Source organism: Mesorhizobium sp. P160927, assembly GCF_057766385.1.
Genome location: NZ_JBYMDW010000001.1, coordinates 1,088,459 through 1,104,737, shown reverse-complemented (window position 1 = coordinate 1,104,737; position 16,279 = coordinate 1,088,459). Strand labels below are relative to the sequence as shown.

At 62.9% G+C, this 16,279-nt stretch carries 17 protein-coding genes; 10 read left to right on the top strand and 7 right to left on the bottom strand.

Annotated elements, in window-relative coordinates; all coding sequences use genetic code 11:
- From AC3CB8_RS05610 to AC3CB8_RS05600, 3 genes are all read right to left on the bottom strand, one after another.
- Complete coding sequence (locus tag AC3CB8_RS05610) at window positions 1-405, bottom strand: GFA family protein (RefSeq protein ID WP_023772271.1); 405 nt, start codon at window positions 403-405, stop codon at window positions 1-3.
- Window positions 406-533: 128 nt separating this feature from the next.
- Window positions 534-1,487: a cation diffusion facilitator family transporter gene (locus tag AC3CB8_RS05605; protein WP_023793130.1), complete on the bottom strand. Its 954-nt coding sequence runs from the start codon at window positions 1,485-1,487 to the stop codon at window positions 534-536.
- Window positions 1,488-1,605: 118 nt separating this feature from the next.
- Complete coding sequence (locus AC3CB8_RS05600; RefSeq protein ID WP_023772269.1) at window positions 1,606-2,415, bottom strand: transglutaminase-like domain-containing protein; 810 nt, start codon at window positions 2,413-2,415, stop codon at window positions 1,606-1,608.
- A gap of 211 nt (window positions 2,416-2,626) precedes the next feature.
- Here AC3CB8_RS05600 and AC3CB8_RS05595 point away from each other — a divergent pair, with 211 nt between their 5' ends.
- Window positions 2,627-2,752: a hypothetical protein gene (locus tag AC3CB8_RS05595; protein ID WP_023772267.1), complete on the top strand. Its 126-nt coding sequence runs from the start codon at window positions 2,627-2,629 to the stop codon at window positions 2,750-2,752.
- Between the two features lie 198 nt (window positions 2,753-2,950).
- Complete coding sequence (gene sugE, locus AC3CB8_RS05590; protein WP_352564432.1) at window positions 2,951-3,265, top strand: quaternary ammonium compound efflux SMR transporter SugE; 315 nt, start codon at window positions 2,951-2,953, stop codon at window positions 3,263-3,265.
- 157 nt (window positions 3,266-3,422) lie between these two features.
- On the opposite strand, the gene AC3CB8_RS05585 is transcribed toward sugE, so the two are convergent.
- Window positions 3,423-3,851 (bottom strand): DUF6481 family protein, encoded by a 429-nt coding sequence (locus tag AC3CB8_RS05585; protein ID WP_023772265.1) that lies wholly within the window; start codon window positions 3,849-3,851, stop codon window positions 3,423-3,425.
- A 333-nt stretch (window positions 3,852-4,184) separates the two neighbouring features.
- On the opposite strand from AC3CB8_RS05585, the gene AC3CB8_RS05580 reads away from it, so the two are divergent.
- On the top strand, window positions 4,185-5,246 hold the full coding sequence (locus tag AC3CB8_RS05580; protein WP_352564434.1) for an LLM class flavin-dependent oxidoreductase: 1,062 nt from the start codon (window positions 4,185-4,187) through the stop codon (window positions 5,244-5,246).
- 56 nt (window positions 5,247-5,302) lie between these two features.
- On the opposite strand, the gene AC3CB8_RS05575 is transcribed toward AC3CB8_RS05580, so the two are convergent.
- The gene (locus tag AC3CB8_RS05575) at window positions 5,303-6,115 is read right to left on the bottom strand and encodes a helix-turn-helix domain-containing protein (protein ID WP_198019208.1); all 813 of its coding nucleotides are present in this window, start codon (window positions 6,113-6,115) and stop codon (window positions 5,303-5,305) included.
- Entirely contained in the window at window positions 6,051-6,803 is a 753-nt protein-coding gene (locus AC3CB8_RS05570) for a carboxymuconolactone decarboxylase family protein (protein ID WP_352726447.1), read from the bottom strand. The genes AC3CB8_RS05575 and AC3CB8_RS05570 overlap by 65 nt, the downstream gene beginning before the upstream one ends.
- A gap of 303 nt (window positions 6,804-7,106) precedes the next feature.
- Here AC3CB8_RS05570 and AC3CB8_RS05565 point away from each other — a divergent pair, with 303 nt between their 5' ends.
- From AC3CB8_RS05565 to AC3CB8_RS05550, 4 genes are all read left to right on the top strand, one after another.
- A complete protein-coding gene (locus tag AC3CB8_RS05565) occupies window positions 7,107-8,276 on the top strand; it encodes an AI-2E family transporter (protein WP_352564438.1) in 1,170 nt (389 codons plus the stop codon).
- Window positions 8,277-8,345: 69 nt separating this feature from the next.
- Window positions 8,346-9,179 carry an arylamine N-acetyltransferase family protein gene (locus AC3CB8_RS05560; protein ID WP_352564440.1) on the top strand — a complete coding sequence of 278 codons (834 nt, stop codon included), beginning with the start codon at window positions 8,346-8,348 and terminating at the stop codon, window positions 9,177-9,179.
- Window positions 9,176-10,177, top strand: coding sequence for an LLM class flavin-dependent oxidoreductase (locus tag AC3CB8_RS05555; protein WP_352564442.1), 1,002 nt, complete (start codon window positions 9,176-9,178; stop codon window positions 10,175-10,177). The genes AC3CB8_RS05560 and AC3CB8_RS05555 overlap by 4 nt, the downstream gene beginning before the upstream one ends.
- 76 nt (window positions 10,178-10,253) lie before the next feature.
- Window positions 10,254-11,048: an inositol monophosphatase family protein gene (locus AC3CB8_RS05550; RefSeq protein WP_023772257.1), complete on the top strand. Its 795-nt coding sequence runs from the start codon at window positions 10,254-10,256 to the stop codon at window positions 11,046-11,048.
- Between the two features lie 40 nt (window positions 11,049-11,088).
- Here AC3CB8_RS05550 and AC3CB8_RS05545 read toward each other — a convergent pair whose 3' ends face one another.
- Window positions 11,089-12,108 (bottom strand): LacI family DNA-binding transcriptional regulator, encoded by a 1,020-nt coding sequence (locus AC3CB8_RS05545; RefSeq protein WP_023772256.1) that lies wholly within the window; start codon window positions 12,106-12,108, stop codon window positions 11,089-11,091.
- A 221-nt stretch (window positions 12,109-12,329) separates the two neighbouring features.
- On the opposite strand from AC3CB8_RS05545, the gene AC3CB8_RS05540 reads away from it, so the two are divergent.
- From AC3CB8_RS05540 to AC3CB8_RS05530, 3 genes are read left to right on the top strand one after another with little or no spacing between them, the layout of a single operon-like run.
- Complete coding sequence (locus tag AC3CB8_RS05540) at window positions 12,330-13,916, top strand: sugar ABC transporter ATP-binding protein (protein WP_352564445.1); 1,587 nt, start codon at window positions 12,330-12,332, stop codon at window positions 13,914-13,916.
- Entirely contained in the window at window positions 13,913-15,226 is a 1,314-nt protein-coding gene (locus tag AC3CB8_RS05535) for an ABC transporter permease (protein WP_023772254.1), read from the top strand. Before AC3CB8_RS05540 ends, AC3CB8_RS05535 begins: the two co-directional genes overlap by 4 nt.
- Window positions 15,223-16,191 (top strand): substrate-binding domain-containing protein, encoded by a 969-nt coding sequence (locus AC3CB8_RS05530; protein WP_015314453.1) that lies wholly within the window; start codon window positions 15,223-15,225, stop codon window positions 16,189-16,191. The genes AC3CB8_RS05535 and AC3CB8_RS05530 overlap by 4 nt, the downstream gene beginning before the upstream one ends.
- The last annotated feature ends 88 nt before the right edge of the window (window positions 16,192-16,279 follow it).

Here is a 16,279-nt window from a genome sequence, read left to right as displayed (position 1 = left end):
CTACTGCTCTTCGACCGTCGTCATACCCTCGAATTCCGGAAGCCAGTGCAGCGCCGAGCGATGCCATTTCTGGTGTCTCGGGACCAGGTCCTGGCGCTGCCGCGAGGTCCCGACCCTGATCCCATAGACCTTCGGACCGTCGCCGACCGATGTCGCATAAAGATGCGAGCCGCAGTCGGCACAAAAAGCCTGCGTTCGCTTGGCACCGCTCGCCACGGTCTTGATGTAGATTTTCGGTTCGCCGCTGGTGATCCGGTAATGATCCCCTGTCGCTGGAACGGTGACGCGAAATGCCGTACCGGTCAGTTGCTGGCAATCGGTACAATGGCAGATCGAAGTCTTTTCCGGGTCGACCTCCGCCTCATAGGTGATGGCGCCACAATGGCAGCCGCCGTCGATCTTCATCGTCATTCCTCCAACATCGATCGGCTGATTTTAGCGGCACGGGGACACGAGGCAACGGCGGGGCGCTGGTCCAGAGGCCAGAATCCCCAAAAGTGGACTGCGATGTCGGAAAAGTTCGTACTCGAATTCTATCCGGACGCGGATTCGATCAGCTTGCGCCGCTTTTCCCAGGTGCCTGACGTCTGCGGCTTGACGAACAGCCGCGAGATCTCAGGCATCTCTTTTTTCAACCGCGCCTCGATGCGCTCGACACAGGCCTCGATCTCCGGCGCCGACAAATGGTCCTCGAATTCGATGCTCAGGCCGGCAACGATTTCTTCCGGGCCCATATGCACCGTCAGCACACCGTTCGCCCGCTGCACCGCCGGATCCTGCTGGACGATCGCCAGCACCTTCCTCTGCACCTCGGGTGAGGCCGGCTCGCCGATGAGCAGGCCCTTGCTTTCACGCGCCAGGAAGATTGCCGTCGTGCCGAGGATAAGCGCGATGCCGATCGAGGCGGCGCCGTCGAGCTCGGGCATCTCGAAAATCTCCGCCGCCAATATGCCGGCAAAGGCGACGGCCAGGCCGAGAAGGGCCGCACTGTCTTCGAACAGCACCGTATAGACGCTCGGATCCTTGCTCGATTGCACAGCTTGCAGCCAGCCGAGCTTGCCCTTCTGCTTGCGGAATTCCTTCAGCGCCACCAGCCAGGAGCTGCCTTCGAACACGAAGGACAGGCCGAGAACGATGTAGTTCACTTTAGCGTTGGCGACCGGCTCTGGCGCCATGATGTGGATGATGCCCTCGTAGAACGACACGCCGGCGCCCAGCGCGAAGACCAGAAGGGCGACGATGAAGCTCCAAAAATAGAGTTCACGGCCATGGCCGAGCGGGTGCGAGCTGTCCGCGGGGCGTGCCGCCCGGTGCATGCCGTAGAGCAGCAGGCCGCCATTGCCTGTATCGACCAGCGAATGCACGCCTTCCGACAGCATGGCCGAACTGCCGGTGAAAAAGGCTGCGGCGAATTTGGTCAGCGCTATGGCGAGATTGCCGGCGAGCGCCGCGTAGATGACCGTTCTGGAGCCGCCGTGCCCTGCCATGCAGCTTCTATCCTCTTCGAGACAGTGTAGCGGCTCTGCCGCGGAGTTGCACAGCCACCACAACGCGCCAATCGTCGGGCCGTTCAATGTGTTCGAAACCGGCTGGCGGGAAGGCCAGCTATTCCTGGACCTCGTCGGTCCACACCTTGAAGCCCGTAAGCAACCCTGGCCCGAAAATGTGGGTCAGCGGCACATCCGCCGCGTCGCGGCCGGAGGCGATCAGGATACGGCCGATGCGTGGCGCGTTGTTGCGCGGATCGAAAGCGTGCCAGCGGCCGCCGAGATAGACCTCCATCCAGGCGCAGAAGTCCATGCTCGCCCAAGGCTTCGGCATGCCTATGTCGCTGATGTAGCCTGTGCAATAGCGCGTCGGGATATTGAGTGCCCGGCAGAATGTGACGGCAAGGTGCGCGAAATCGCGGCACACGCCGCTCCGTTCGCGCCAGGCTTCCGCGGCGGTGCGCGTCACTCGTGCGTTGCCGTAGTCGAAGACGATGTGGTTGTGGACGAAATCGCACACCGCCTGCACGCGCGGGATGCCTGATGGCATGTGGCCGAACAGCCGCCATGCCTCGCTTGCCAAGAGGTCGCTTTCGCAAAACCGGCTGGGCAGCAGGAACAGTAGCGTTTCAGCCGGCAGGTCGCGCACCTCGTGCTGCCACGCCATCAACTCGCGCATCTCGAATGTGCCGTAGTCGCGGATTACCGCATCCGTACCGAAAGTGAAACGCCCGGGCGGGGCGACGAGCCGGTTGCACCAGTTGCCGAAGCTGTCGCGATAACTCTCGATCGGCACTGGCGGGTTGGAGGTCAGGAAATCCGGGCGCTCAAGATCGGAGGCGCGGGAATAGTGGACATTGAGCATTGCGATGAGCGGCGTTTCCTGGGGAAAGTCGAAGCTCATCTCACAGCCGATATGGATCCGCATTGTCGTCCTGACCGGCCTGCCTGACGATCACCCGGCGGTGCACGGGTCGATGCTGCAGTGCGAAGACAAGCATGGCATGGACAGCCGGGGTTTACGAGCAAATTAGAAATCGGTTGAAAGCGGCCTGCCGGCGCCGGCGGCAGGCACTCGCCTCTTGCAGTCCGGCCTTTGTCTTGTTTCACTCCGCTTCCCGCAACTGGAGGAACGAATCATGGCTAAAGGTGCGATGAAGGCAGGCAAGGAAGCCCGCAAACCAAAGAAAGACGCCAAGAAGCCTGTAGCCGCTCCGGCCCTGAAGGCGCCGCCGGTCAAGGCGATGAGGATCAAGGAAAAGTAGATATCGCAAAGCATGCATGGATTTCGCCGGCGGCGTCCGACATGCCGCCGGCGAGTTGTTGATTGGGCGTTCAGACGCCCTATAGCGACGATGCGGGGACGACCTCGCATTTCCCGAAATCCGGCTGGGACGGCCCGCCCATTGTGTGATTGAGCATTCGAGGACCTTTCGGCCGGATGTTCTGGATGGAGCGTTCCGATGTCATGGATTCTTCTGTTCTTCGCAGGCCTGTTCGAAATCGGCTGGGCGATCGGGCTCAAACACACCGACGGCTTCACCAGGTTTGTTCCGACCGTGCTCACGGTCGCGTCCATGATCGTCAGTTTGACCTTGCTTGGCCTGGCGCTGAAGACGCTGCCTGTCGGCACCGCCTATGCGCTGTGGACCGGTATCGGCACCGTCGGCACGGCGCTGCTCGGCATCTGGCTGCTGGGCGAGCCCGCGACGGCGATCAGGCTCGGCTGCATCGCTTTGATCGTCTGCGGTATTATGGGGCTGAAATTCGCGGCCTGAACGGCCCTGTCCACCGGCTGATTATCTCGACCGAGATCACATCCATGAATCGACATCCCTGGATGCAGGGAGGCTTCCCGTGGGCAACACGACAAACGCGAAAAAGGGCCGCGCCTCGGCGCGTCCCCATTGATCATCGATCGACACGAGTGCGCTCTTAGCGACCCGTAAAGCCGGGCGGTGTCCTGCCGGTGCGCTGCTTGCGAGCCGCATAACGTGCGTCGCGCTTTGCCTTGCGCTCGGCTTCGTCGGCAAGCAAACGAGAGATACGCTCGTTCTCTTCAGCTTCCCGAAGCTTGGCATCGGCTTGCGCGGCCTCTTCGGCGGCAATGCGCGCAGCTTCGGCTGCTGCCTCACGCTCGGCTTTCTCAATCGCCTCGCGTGCCAGCTTTTCCTGCTTCAGCTTGGCCTTCTCGGCCTCGCGTATCTCACGAGCCGCAAGGATCGCCTTGCGTTCGGCCTGTCGTGCGAGCACCGCGGGATCGTCTGCTGCCGGCTTTGACTTGAAGCGCTCCAGAAGCGCCTTCTTTGCCTCGGTCGCGGCGTTGCGCCGCTCGAAAATGTCTTTTTCCCTGTAGATAGCCAAGTCCACTTCCTTGAAGTCTATTCGCGACGCTTACATACGCGCGAAAACCGGGAGTTCAAGCGCCAAAACGGTATGCCAGCCATGAAATTCCGGGATGTTGCACCCGGGAGACGCATTTTCCGCCGAAATCGACATGCACTGTTCACCAGCCAGCCTCTGGCGGCGCGACAGACGCGTCGCTACCTCTGAAGCATGATGCCGAAAGGATGAAGCGGTTCTCGGACGACATCATGCTCTGTCTCTTCGATTAGAGTCGGATTCAGATTTCAGTTCGAACAGAGCTGAAGTCATGCGACCCTAGCGCAACAATCAACACACTGGGATGACGTCCAAATGGAACTCGGTCTCTACACTTTTGCCGATGTGAGTCCTGTGCCGGGTCCCGGCGCCATCGGTCCGCATGAGCGGCTGCGCAACCTGATCGAGGAGATCGAACTCGCCGACCAGGTCGGGCTCGACGTCTTCGGCCTCGGCGAACACCATCGGCCGGACTATGCCGCCTCGGCACCGGTCGTGGCTTTGGCCGCAGCAGCGGAGCGTTCGAAGCGCATCAAGCTGACCAGTGCGGTGACAGTATTGTCCTCCGACGATCCGGTGCGCGTTTTCCAGCAGTTTTCCACGCTCGACCTTTTGTCGGGCGGCCGCGCCGAGATCATGGCCGGGCGAGGTTCGTTCATCGAATCCTTCCCGCTGTTCGGCTACAATCTCGAAGACTATGACGAATTGTTCGCCGAAAAGCTCGACCTGCTGCTGGCCATCCGCGATCAGGTAAAGGTTACCTGGTCGGGCAATCTGCGCGCGCCGATCAACGATCGCGGTGTCTATCCCAGGCCCTTCCAGGACAGGCTGCCGGTCTGGATCGCCATTGGCGGAACACCGCAATCGGCCGCTCGGGCGGGCGCGCTCGGCCTGCCGCTGGCGCTTGCCATCATCGGGGGCGAACCGGCGCGATTCGCGCCGCTGTTCGACCTCTACCGTGAGGCCGCCAAGCGCGCCGGCAGCGATCCGGCAGGGTTGGCCACAAGCATCAACGTGCATGGCTTCATCGCCAAGACGACCGAGCAGGCGGCGGACGACTTCTACGGCCCCCAGGCCGAAGTGATGAACCGCATCGGCCGTGAGCGCGGCTGGGGTCCGACATCGCGTGCGCATTTCGACCAGTCGCGTGGTCCGGACGGCGCGCTGTTCGTCGGCAATCCGGAGCAGGTGGCGGAAAAGATCGTGACCCAGCACAGGGTGTTCGGTAACGACCGCTTCCTGCTGCAGATGGCGATCGGCACCATGCCGCACGCCAAGATCATGAAGGCGATCGAGCTCTACGGCACCAAGGTGGCGCCGATGGTGCGCAAGGAAACGGCGAAGGCCGCCCCGCCCGTGGCGGCGCCTGTCGCGTGAACGTGATGAGGCCCGCGAGAACAGGGCCTCATTCCATCCGCTCGCGGTGGGCAGGCTTATAGCGTTATCCCATGCGCTGCCGCATCCATCATCGCGGCATGATGGATTTCGGTCGCCTCGTCGGCTGGGAACATACACTCGATGCGCAGTTCCTGGGCGGCGACGGTTTGGGGGGTGCCGACCGTGGTGACCATCGAAAAGTAGTCCAGGCGGCGACCGTCCTTGATGAAGCCAAGCGGAATGACCGGCATGAAGCCGATCGCCACCGGATTTTTCCAATCGCTGTCCACGTCCGGGTAGGCGAGCAACGCCGCCAGCAACTCCCTGGTCTTTTCGTCGACGACGCGGCCAATGGATTCGCGATAGACCCGCTCGAACAGGCTCCGCGCCACATCAGGCCAATTGGCGACGAACGGGCGCATGCCTTCGGGATCGAACATGAGGTGAAGCATGTTGCGCGGCCTTTCCCGAGCGGCCATGTCGCGGAAACAGCCGAAGAAGAGCGGTGCGGCTTCGTTGGTCATCAGCACATTCCAGTACCGGTCCATGACCAGCGCCGGATAGGGTTCATGCTGGCGCAGGATGCGCGTCAGGGCATCGGTGACGCTCTTCATTTCCATGGAGTTCCAGGCGCCTTCGGGGAACATCGGCGCGTAGCCTGCCGCCAAAAGCAGGGCATTGCGCTCGCGCAAAGGGACATCGAGCACCCCGGCGATCGCCATCAAGGTCTCACGGCCGGGAACGCTGCGTCCGCTTTCGATGAAGCTGATCTGTCTTTGCGAAATTCCCGTATCGAGGGATAGATCAAGCTGACTTCTGCCACGCACATCGCGCCAGTAACGCAAGAGCGTGCCCAGGTCGGGTGTCATGGCCGTTCTGGAATTGATCCTCATATCCCGCTGTCCTCGCAGTCCCTCGAACGATACACGCCATGCGATAACGCATCGCTTGACGGCGCATGCACCAGAAGATCCATGCGCCGTCGATCGGGTCAGGCGGCAATCGCGGCGGCGGGAGACCATGCCTGCGGCTGGAAGCGCTCTTCGATCGCGTGCCGGCCATGTTGGTGGTGGTTGCCGCCATGGTGGAGACGCCGACACCGGTTACCACTTCCAGGATCTGGGCTTCCGAATAGCCCGCCGAAGTAAACGCATCGATGTCCGCGTCACTCACATTTCCCTTGTTTTCGATCAGTGCCCTCGTCAGGGCCGAGAGTGCCGCATATTTCGGGTCCGTCGGCAACCTGCCATCCCGGATCGCCTTGACTTCGCTTTCCGCAATCCCATCCTCGATGGCGAATGTCGAATGCGCGGCGACGGTCCAGGGGCATTTGATGGTGACCGCGTTGGTCAGCAGCAGCACCTGCTTTTCGATCTCGTCGAAGCTCCCGCCGTGGAAACTGCCGAAGCTGCTGACGAAACCGTTGAGGAGAACCGGATTATTGGCCATCGTCGCCATGACGTTCGGAAGAAACCCAAACTTCTCCTCAAGCGCCTTCAACGCGGGCCTGGATTTCTCCGGCGCCGACTCGGCTGTTTGAAGGGTAAATCTTTGCATCGTGATGTCCTCTTTCAGGGGTAGGGCGTAATCGTGCCGGCGACATCCTCGCCGCGTCGGCCTTGCGAGCCCTTGGGTTGCGAAGGCCTGCTCCCGTACTAGGCCCGCCGCCTGCCCGGACTCAATTACACGGCATGTAATCGTGGAACGCTCGCAGCCGAGCCGACGGTTTGAGCTATCTTGACGGCGCCCCCGCTCGATGGCGGCCACGCCATCGGTGCCGGCTAACGGAACCTTGAAGCAGCGCTGGCGTTTCCGTCTGCGGATTGCATCAGTTGTGATGTGCCCGCCGAGGGGATCGCGATGAAGGCCGAACCCGCCGCTTTGGGCGCAGGCGTTGCCGAAGCTGAAGAGTCGCGTGTGGCGGCGCGTGCCGATACGCGCCTGATGCGCTCGTTGCTCATCGGTATGTTCCTGTTCATGACCGTCTATGCGCTCTATTTCGCGCGCGCTTTTTTTATGCCGGTCATCCTGGCCTTCCTGCTGGCGCTGACGCTGACCCCGATCGTAAGACTGCTGCGCAAGCGCGGCATTCCCGAAGTGGTTTCGGCGACGCTTCTGGTGCTTGTGTCCATCTTCGTCTTCGCGAGCGCCGGCTATGTGCTCAGTGGGCCCATTATCGATCTCATCAACAACACATCGTCCATCGGCCAGCAGCTGACCGAGCGGTTGGCGCAGCTGCGACGGCCTCTCGAGAGGATCATGGACATTGCGCACCAGATCGAAGGGCTCACCGAGACAACGCAGGAACCGGGCGTGCAAAAGGTCGCGGTAGCGCAGTCCGGCTTCTTCTCGTCGGCGGCGAGCAACATCCTGTCGGCTGGAACAAGCCTGACGATCATCTTCGTGCTGTCGCTGTTCCTGCTCGCCTCGGGCACGATGTTCTATGAGAAGATCATCCAGTCCTTCGCCAGCCTCACCGAGAAGAAGCGGGCGCTGCGCGTCGTCTACGACGTCGAGCGGGAAATCTCGCACTATCTCCTCACCGTCACCATCATCAACACCGGCCTCGGCACGGTCATCGGCCTCGGCCTGTGGGCTCTCGGCATGCCCAATCCCTTGGTCTGGGGCGCGGCGGCCGCGCTGCTCAATTTCCTGCCCTATGTCGGGGCCATGATCACGCTTGTCCTGGTCACCGTCATCGCGCTCATCACCTTCGACACGATCGCCTATGCGCTGTTGGCGCCTGCCTTCCTGGTTTTGTGCGACATCATCGAAGGCCAGTTCGTGACGCCGATGGTGGTCGGGCGGCGGCTCGAGATCAACGCCGTGGCGATCTTCATCGCCATCGCATTCTGGTCATGGCTGTGGGGCTTTGTCGGCGCGTTGATGGCGGTGCCGCTGCTGGTCGTCGTCAAGGTGTTCTGCGATCATTTCGAGAGCCTCAGTCACGTCGGCAATTTTCTCGCCGCACAACACACGGCGGTCGTTGAGGACGAAGCCGACGAGCAGGACGCCGCGGCAGCCGGATAACCGGCGCACGGTTTGCGACGGCGGCATCGAATGCCTATATCCGGCCGATCAGTGCCCGGTGCCTTCCCGATGAACGACGTTCCCTTCGACCTCGAAGCCTATTTCGCCCGGATCGGCCACGCCGGTTCCACGGAAGCTTCGCTCGACACGCTAAAGACGCTCCATTTCCTGCATCCGCAGGCGATCCCGTTCGAGAATATGGATCCGTTTCTGGGACGGCCGGTCCGATTGGATGCCGCCTCGCTGCAGGGCAAGATCGTCCTTGGTGGGCGTGGCGGCTATTGCTTCGAGCACAATCTCCTCCTCATGCACGCGCTGAAAGCGCTCGGCTTCGAGGTCGGCGGCCTTGCCGCGCGTGTGCTTTGGGGGCAGAGCGAGGACGCCATCACGGCGCGTAGCCACATGCTTTTGCGCGTTGAGCTTGACGGCCACACCTATATCGCCGACGTCGGATTCGGCGGCCTGACGCTTACGGCGCCTCTGCTGCTGAAGCCCGGCCGCGAACAAAAAACGCCGCACGAAACATTCCGCATTGTCGAGGCCGGCGATCATTTTCGCCTGCAGGCCTCGATCGGCGGCGACTGGCGCTCGCTGTATCGCTTCGACCTGCAGCCGAACTATGAGGTCGACTATTCCGTCACCAATTACTTCCTGTCGACCAACCCGGCATCGCATTTCCTCACCTCCGTCATAGCGGCCCGCGCCGCGCCCGACCGGCGCTACGGCTTGCGGGGGAATCGCCTGTCGATCCATCACATCGATGGCCGCACCGAGCAGAAGCAGATCGCCACCGCTGATGAACTTGCCGACACGCTGGAAGGCCAACTCGGCATCACCATTCCCGACCGCAAGGCCTTCGAGGCCGGGGTGCGCGAGAAGAAGATCGTGGAGACCAGTATATGACCGAACTGTCCGTTCTCGACCTGTCGCCGATCGTCGAAGGCAGCGATGCCTCGCAATCGTTCGCCAATTCGCTCGATCTCGCCCGCCACGCCGAGCGGCTCGGCTACAAACGCTACTGGCTGGCCGAACATCACAACATGCCAGGCATCGCCAGTGCGGCCACATCGGTCGTCATCGCCCATGTCGCCGGCGGCACCAAAACCATCCGTGTCGGCGCCGGCGGCATCATGCTGCCCAACCATGCGCCGCTGGTGATCGCCGAGCAATTCGGCACGCTCGCCGCCCTGTTTCCCGGCCGCATCGACCTTGGCCTCGGTCGCGCTCCCGGCACCGACATGAACACGGCGCGCGCGCTGCGCCGCAATCTCGAGGCCGGCGCCGACAATTTCCCGCAGGATGTCGTCGAGCTGATGGGCTATTTCCTGCCGGCAGAGGAAGGCCAGCGTCTGCGCGCCGTGCCCGGCGAGGGCCAGACGGTGCCGATCTGGATTCTTGGGTCCAGCCTCTACGGCGCGCAGCTCGCCGCCATGCTCGGCCTGCCCTACGCTTTCGCCTCGCATTTCGCGCCGGCGGAACTCGATCATGCGCTGGACATCTACCGCTCGCGCTTCCAGCCGTCGGAGCAGCTCGAAAAGCCGCATGTCATGCTCGGCCTCAACGTCTTTGCGGCACCCACCGACGCCGAGGCGCGGCTGCTGTTCACCTCGCTGCAGCAGGCCTTCGTCAATCTGCGCACCGGCAGGCCGGGAAAATTGCCGCCACCGGTCGAGAACTATGACCGGGATCTCGACCCCATGGCCAAGTCCATGCTCAGCCAGGCGCTGTCCTGCGCCGTCGTCGGCTCACCGGAAACAGTCCGGCAAGGCATCGATGCGTTCGTGCGCCGCACCGGCGCCGACGAGCTGATGATCACAGCGCAGATATCAGACCACGCCGCTCGCGTGCGCTCCTTCGAGATTTTGGCGGAGGCGCACAGATCCTTGTCGCAAGCGGCTTGAACAGGCGGCCTAGAGCTTTTGCCGACGTCGATGCTCTGCTAAGTGCGGGGTATCCTTTGCAGCAGCGAGCCTTGCCTTGCCCCATGATCTCGACAGACGCGAGCAGTTTGCCATCGACCTGGCGCGGCGCGCCGGCGAACTCGGCCTGAAATATTTCCGCGATCTCGACAGCCTGACCATCGAGAGCAAAGGCCATCAGGACCTGGTCTCGCAGGCCGACCGCGAGGTCGAGCTGTTCATCCGCGCTGCAATCGCCGCCGACTATCCGCAAGACGGCATTATCGGCGAGGAGCACGCCTCGGTGGCCGGCTCGACCGGCCATGCCTGGGTCATAGACCCCATCGACGGCACCGCCAATTTCGTACGCGGCATTCCGGCCTGGTGCGTGGTGATCGCTTGCGCAAGGGATGGCGAGACGATCGTCGGCGTCATTCACGAGCCCGCGACCGGCGAGACCTTCCACGGAAGGCTGGGCGGCGGCGCCTTTGTCAACGGCAGGCCGATCAAGACGAGTGCGGCCACCAGCCTGGAAGAGGGCTCGGTGGGCACCGGCTTCTCAAACCGGGCCGAAGCCGAGAACATCGCCGTGCTGATCAAGAAGATCCTGGCCGAGGGCGGCGTCTTCTTCCGCAACGCGTCAGGCGCGCTGATGCTTGCCTATGTCGCCTCGGGCCGGCTGCTTGGCTATGTGGAGGAACACATGAACCCTTGGGACTGCCTCGCCGGCATGCTGCTGATCGAGGAGGCCGGCGGCACGATCCTGAAGGCGGATCCGAAGACGGTGTTGCAGAGCGGGACACAAATTATCACCGGCGGCAAAGGCGTGTTTTCGAAGCTGCAGGAACTGTGTTCCGGTGTCTTCACGCCCTGATCAATTACCCGAAAACCGCTTCACCCCTTCGGCGTCATGCTCAGGCACTCAAGCTCTGCACCACCGCCCCAAGCGGGCGGCATGAATTGCGGATCATCAAACGGCCCTTGAGGACGAGCTTGCGCGGCGGCGCGTCCCTGTTGCCGGCGAGACGGTCGAGCAGCAGATTGGCCGCCTGTTCGCCGATCGCCTGAACGGGCTGCGCCACCGTCGTCAGTTGCGGTTGGAACACGTCGGACCAGGGAAAATCGTCGAAGCAGGCCACAGAAATGTCCTCCGGACAGGACAGGCCGATGTCGCGGATCGCCTTCATCGTGCCGATCACCATTGGGTTGTTGGCCGAGAAGATGGCGCTTGGCCGGTCGTGCAGCGACAGCAGCTGCATGGTCGCGTTGTAGCCGTCGATCTCGTGGAAATTGCCGGAGCGAACCAGCTCCTCGGCCACCGGCAAGCCGGCGGCCTGGAGCGCCTCGCAATATCCGGTCATCCGGTCATGCATGGGTGAAATATCCGAGGTGCCGGTAATGTAGCCGATCCGCCGATGGCCGAGATCGATCAGATAGGTGATGGCGTCGAACACCGCGCGCTGGTTGTCGAGAACCACGGCGTCGGTGTCGACGCCCTCGCACAGGCGGTCCAGCAACACGACCGGCACATTGGCGTCGACGACGATCCGCTCGAGGATCGCACCGTCACCGACGCGCGCCACGATGAGCCCGTCGACCATGCGGTCGAGCAGCAGCCTGATCTGGTCGTCCTGGGTGTTCAAATCCTCGTCGGTGCAGCACAGCATGACGGCATAGCCGGCACGGTCGAAGGCCTGCTGGATCACCGAAACGACGGCGGTGAAGAACGGATTTGTGATGTGCGGGACGGTCAGGCCGATGGTGCGGGTCGTGCCCATCTTCAGGCTGCGGGCGATGGCGTTGCGCTTGTAGCCGATATCGCGGATTGCCTGTTCGATACGCTGGCTGAGCTCCGGGCTGACGGTCGCCGTACCATTGATCAGCGCCGACACGGTGGCGACCGAAACACGCGCCGCTTCAGCCACGTGGAGCATGGTGGGCGCGGTGGATTTGCGGTGTTTTTTTCGCCCTGACGCAGTCATTTTCGAAACGTTTCGTCACCCCTTTGCCGCCAATACCTACGGAATCCTCTCTTTTTAAGCAAGAATCGAAATGCATCAAACTTCTGGCACCTGATATCGGCTTGACACTATCGAAACGTTTAGATTAGCGTTTGCCTGGAGTTGACGACGACGGAAGGGAGGCCGCCATTGTCATGCAAGAGAGCAGTTCCCCTTGTTCGAAGCGCAATGCGGCATCGGATCGGCCGGACATCGTTCTGAGCGCCGAGCATATTTCAAAGAGCTTTGGCGGCATCACCGCGCTCGTCGATGTCGGCTTCGAACTGCGACGCGGCGAAGTCCACGCCCTGATGGGCGAGAACGGTGCCGGCAAATCGACACTGATGAAGATCCTCTCCGGCGTCTATACCGGCTATGAAGGTACGGTCAGCGTTGATGGCCGGCCGGTCGGCTTCGCCGGCGTGCGCGACGCCGAGGATGCCGGCATTGCCATCATCCACCAGGAACTCAACCTGGTGCCGGAGCTCAGCGTCGCCGACAACATCTTTCTTGGCCGTGAGAAGCTGATCGCCGGGCTGATCGTCGACCGCAAGGCGAGCAGCCGCGCGGCAAGCGCCCTCCTGCGGCGGCTCGGCATCGAACTCGATCCGGACGCTCGCGTCGGCGCCTTGCGTGTCGGCGAACAGCAACTGGTCGAAATCGCCAAGGCGCTGTCGATGTCGGCGCGCATCCTGATCATGGACGAGCCGACCTCGGCCTTGTCGCCGGCCGAATGCCAGCGGCTGTTCCGCATCATCGGCCAGCTTGCCGATAGCGGCGTCGCCATCGTCTACATTTCGCACCGCATCGACGAGGTGATGCATCTGGCCGGTCGCGTCACCGTCTTCCGCGACGGACGCCATGTGCTGACGCGGCCGATGGCCGAACTCGACGAAAACGCCATCATTTCGGCGATGGTCGGACGGGACCTGCTCGCATCCTCCCAAGGTGAGCGGGACCCTGGCGGCAGGACCGTGCTTTCGGTCAGCGACCTGTCGCTGTCGAAGCCCGACCGCCAAGGCTGGCGGCAGGTGATCGGCGGCGTCAGCTTCGATGTGGCCGCCGGAGAAATCCTCGGCATTGGCGGGTTGCTGGGCTCAGGCCGCACCGAGATCATGGAAGCGATCTTCGGCTCGAGCGATGGCCGTGCCGGCGGCGAGATCCGGCTCGATGGCCAGCCGGTGGATATCCGCTCGCCGCGCGATGCAAGACGCCTCGGCATCGCGCTGGTGACCGAGGACCGCAAGACGCAAGGCCTGCACCTGCAGGCCTCGATATCGGACAATGTGGCGCTGCCCCTGGTCGGCGCGCTGGCGCGTTTCGGCATTCGCTCGCTGGCCGGAGAGCAGGGGCTGGCGCGGCAGGCGGTCAAGGCCCTCGGCATCCGCTGCCGGGATATCGACCAGCCCGCGGGCACGCTGTCGGGCGGCAACCAGCAGAAGGTCGTCATCGGCAAGTGGCTGGCGACCAGGCCTAGGGTGCTGTTGCTCGACGAGCCGACGCGCGGCATCGATGTCGGCGCCAAACGCGAGATCTACGACCTCATCTTCCGGCTGGCGCGAGAGGGCCTAGCCATATCCGTCATCAGCTCCGAGCTGCCGGAATTGCTGCATCTTTCCGACCGCATCCTGGTCATGTCCGACGGCCGCCAGACAGGCATCCTTTCGCGCGACGCGGCGAGCGAGGAGGCCATCATGCGCCTCGCGGCACCGCGCCGGACCCTATCGAGACCCGCCGCATGACCGCACTGAAACTCCTATCCCGCACCAAGCTCTACTGGGGCCTGATCGCCATCTTCCTGATTGGCGTGCTGGGCTCGCCGGTCAGCTCCAAAGGCAACAACATCTTCCTCTCCTACGGCAATCTGCTCGACGTGCTGCGGCAAGTGTCGACCACCGGGCTGATCGCCACCGGCATGACGGCTGTCATTATAACCGGCGGCATCGACCTTTCCGTCGGTTCGCTGATGGCCATCTGCTCGGTGGTGTGCGCCATGCTGCTGACGGTTCCGGGCGTGACGCCCGGCGTCGTGCTGGGCGTGCCGACCGTCGCCCTGGTCGCGCTGTGCCTCGGCTTCGTCATCACGCGCTTCATCTTCCTCAATGTGGAGAAGTCCCGCGCCGGGGCGGATGCCGCCGTTCGCGATGTCAGGCTGGACACCGTTCGCGGCCTGGTCACGCCGGCAACCGTCGGCGTCGTCCTGTGCTGTCTTTCGTTGTGGTACCTGCTGCCGCAGATCGAGCCCAAATTCGGCGTTCTCGGCGTGCTGCTGGTGGCGCCCTGCGTCGGCCTGCTGTTCGGCGCCATCAACGGTTTCATCATCGTCGGCGGTCGGCTGCAGCCGTTCATCGTCACGCTGGCGATGATGGTGACGGCGCTCGGCATCGCCCGGCTCACCGCCGGCCAGAATAATGCCGTGCTGCCGGTCTATACCGGTTCCAACGCAACCGCCGATTTCGAGATGCTGCGCTCGCTGGTGTTCGGCGTCATCCCGATGCCCGGCCTGTTCTTCCTCGGCGCCATCGTCATCTATGGCGCGGTCTTGCGCTTCACGCCGTTCGGCCGCTATGTCTATGCGATCGGCGGCAACGAGGAGGCGGCCAGGCTCTCCGGCATCGCCGCCGGCCGGGTCAAGATCGCCACCTATGCCATATCAGGCCTGCTCGCCGGGATCGCAGCGGTGCTCTACGTGGCGCAGTACCGGCAAGGCAAGCCGGATGCCGGCGCCGGGCTGGAACTCGACGCCATCGCGGCCGTGGTTATCGGCGGCACCAGCCTGATGGGCGGACGCGGCAGCCTGATAGGCACCTTCTGCGGCGTGCTGATCTTCGGGCTGCTGTCCAACATATTGCAGCTCCACAACATCAATTCGAACCTTCAGCTGGTGCTGAAGGGGATGATCATCATCGGCACCGTGCTCGTGCAGGAGCGCAATGCCGGCGATCTCATGGCCTATCTGCGCCTGCCCGGAGCAGCGCACAAGGAAACGGCCGCCGCAAAACGGCCGTCGCAAGAGACACCGTCTCTCAATCTCGGAGGAAACAAGAAATGAAACGACGTGACATGCTGAAGCTTGCTGCACTCGGCGCGGCATTGCTGACCACCACGGCACTGCTCTCCACCGGCCATGCCTTCGCCCAGGACAAGAAGTGGAAGATCGGCTTCTCGCAGGTGACCACCATCGAGCCCTGGCGCGCCCAGTTCAACAAGGACATCATTGCCGAGGCCGCCAAGCATCCGGAGGTCGAGCTGATCATCACCGACGGCGAGGACAAGACGGAGAAACAGGTCGCCGACGTCGAGAACCTGATCCGGCAGGAAGTCGACGCGCTGCTGGTCTCGCCGAAAGAATCCGCCGGCCTGACCGGCGTCGTGCAGCAGGCGATCGACGCCAAGATCCCGGTCTTCGTGCTCGACCGCAATGTCGACACCAAGGACTACACGCAGTTCGTCGGCGGCGACAACAAGCTGATCGGGCGGGCGGCCGGCGAATACGCCGTCGAACTGCTCGGCGGCAAGGGCAAGGCAGCAGGCAATGTCGTCGAGATCTGGGGCGGCATGGGCACCCAGCCGGCGCATGACCGCCATGACGGCTTCCATGAATTCACCGACAAGGAACCGGGCATCAAATATTTGCTCGACCAGCAATCGGGCGACTGGAAGCAGGACCAGGCCTACAATCTGATGGCCAACGCGCTGAAGACCAACGAGAAGATCGATCTCGTCTACGGCCACAACGACCCGATGGCATACGGCGCCTATCTCGCCGCCAAGGATGTCGGCCGCGAGAAGGACATCAAGTTCATCGGCATCGATGGCCTGCCCAACGAAGGCGTGCAGATGGTGAACAAGGGCGAGCTGACGGCGACCTTCACCTATGTCACCCCGGGCGCGGAAGGCTTGCGCCAGGCGATCAAGTTCCTCAACGGCGAGAAGGTGGAAAAGACCATCACCTTGCCGACGCAGAAGATCACCAAGGAAAACGCCGCCCAGGTGCTGAAGGACAACGGTCTGTGAGTTTTCGCCGGAGATAAGCGCCGGCCCAAGGTCCAGGTTCTTGGTCCGAGGGACAGCTTGGCACCTTCCTCTCCCCCGATCGACGGGG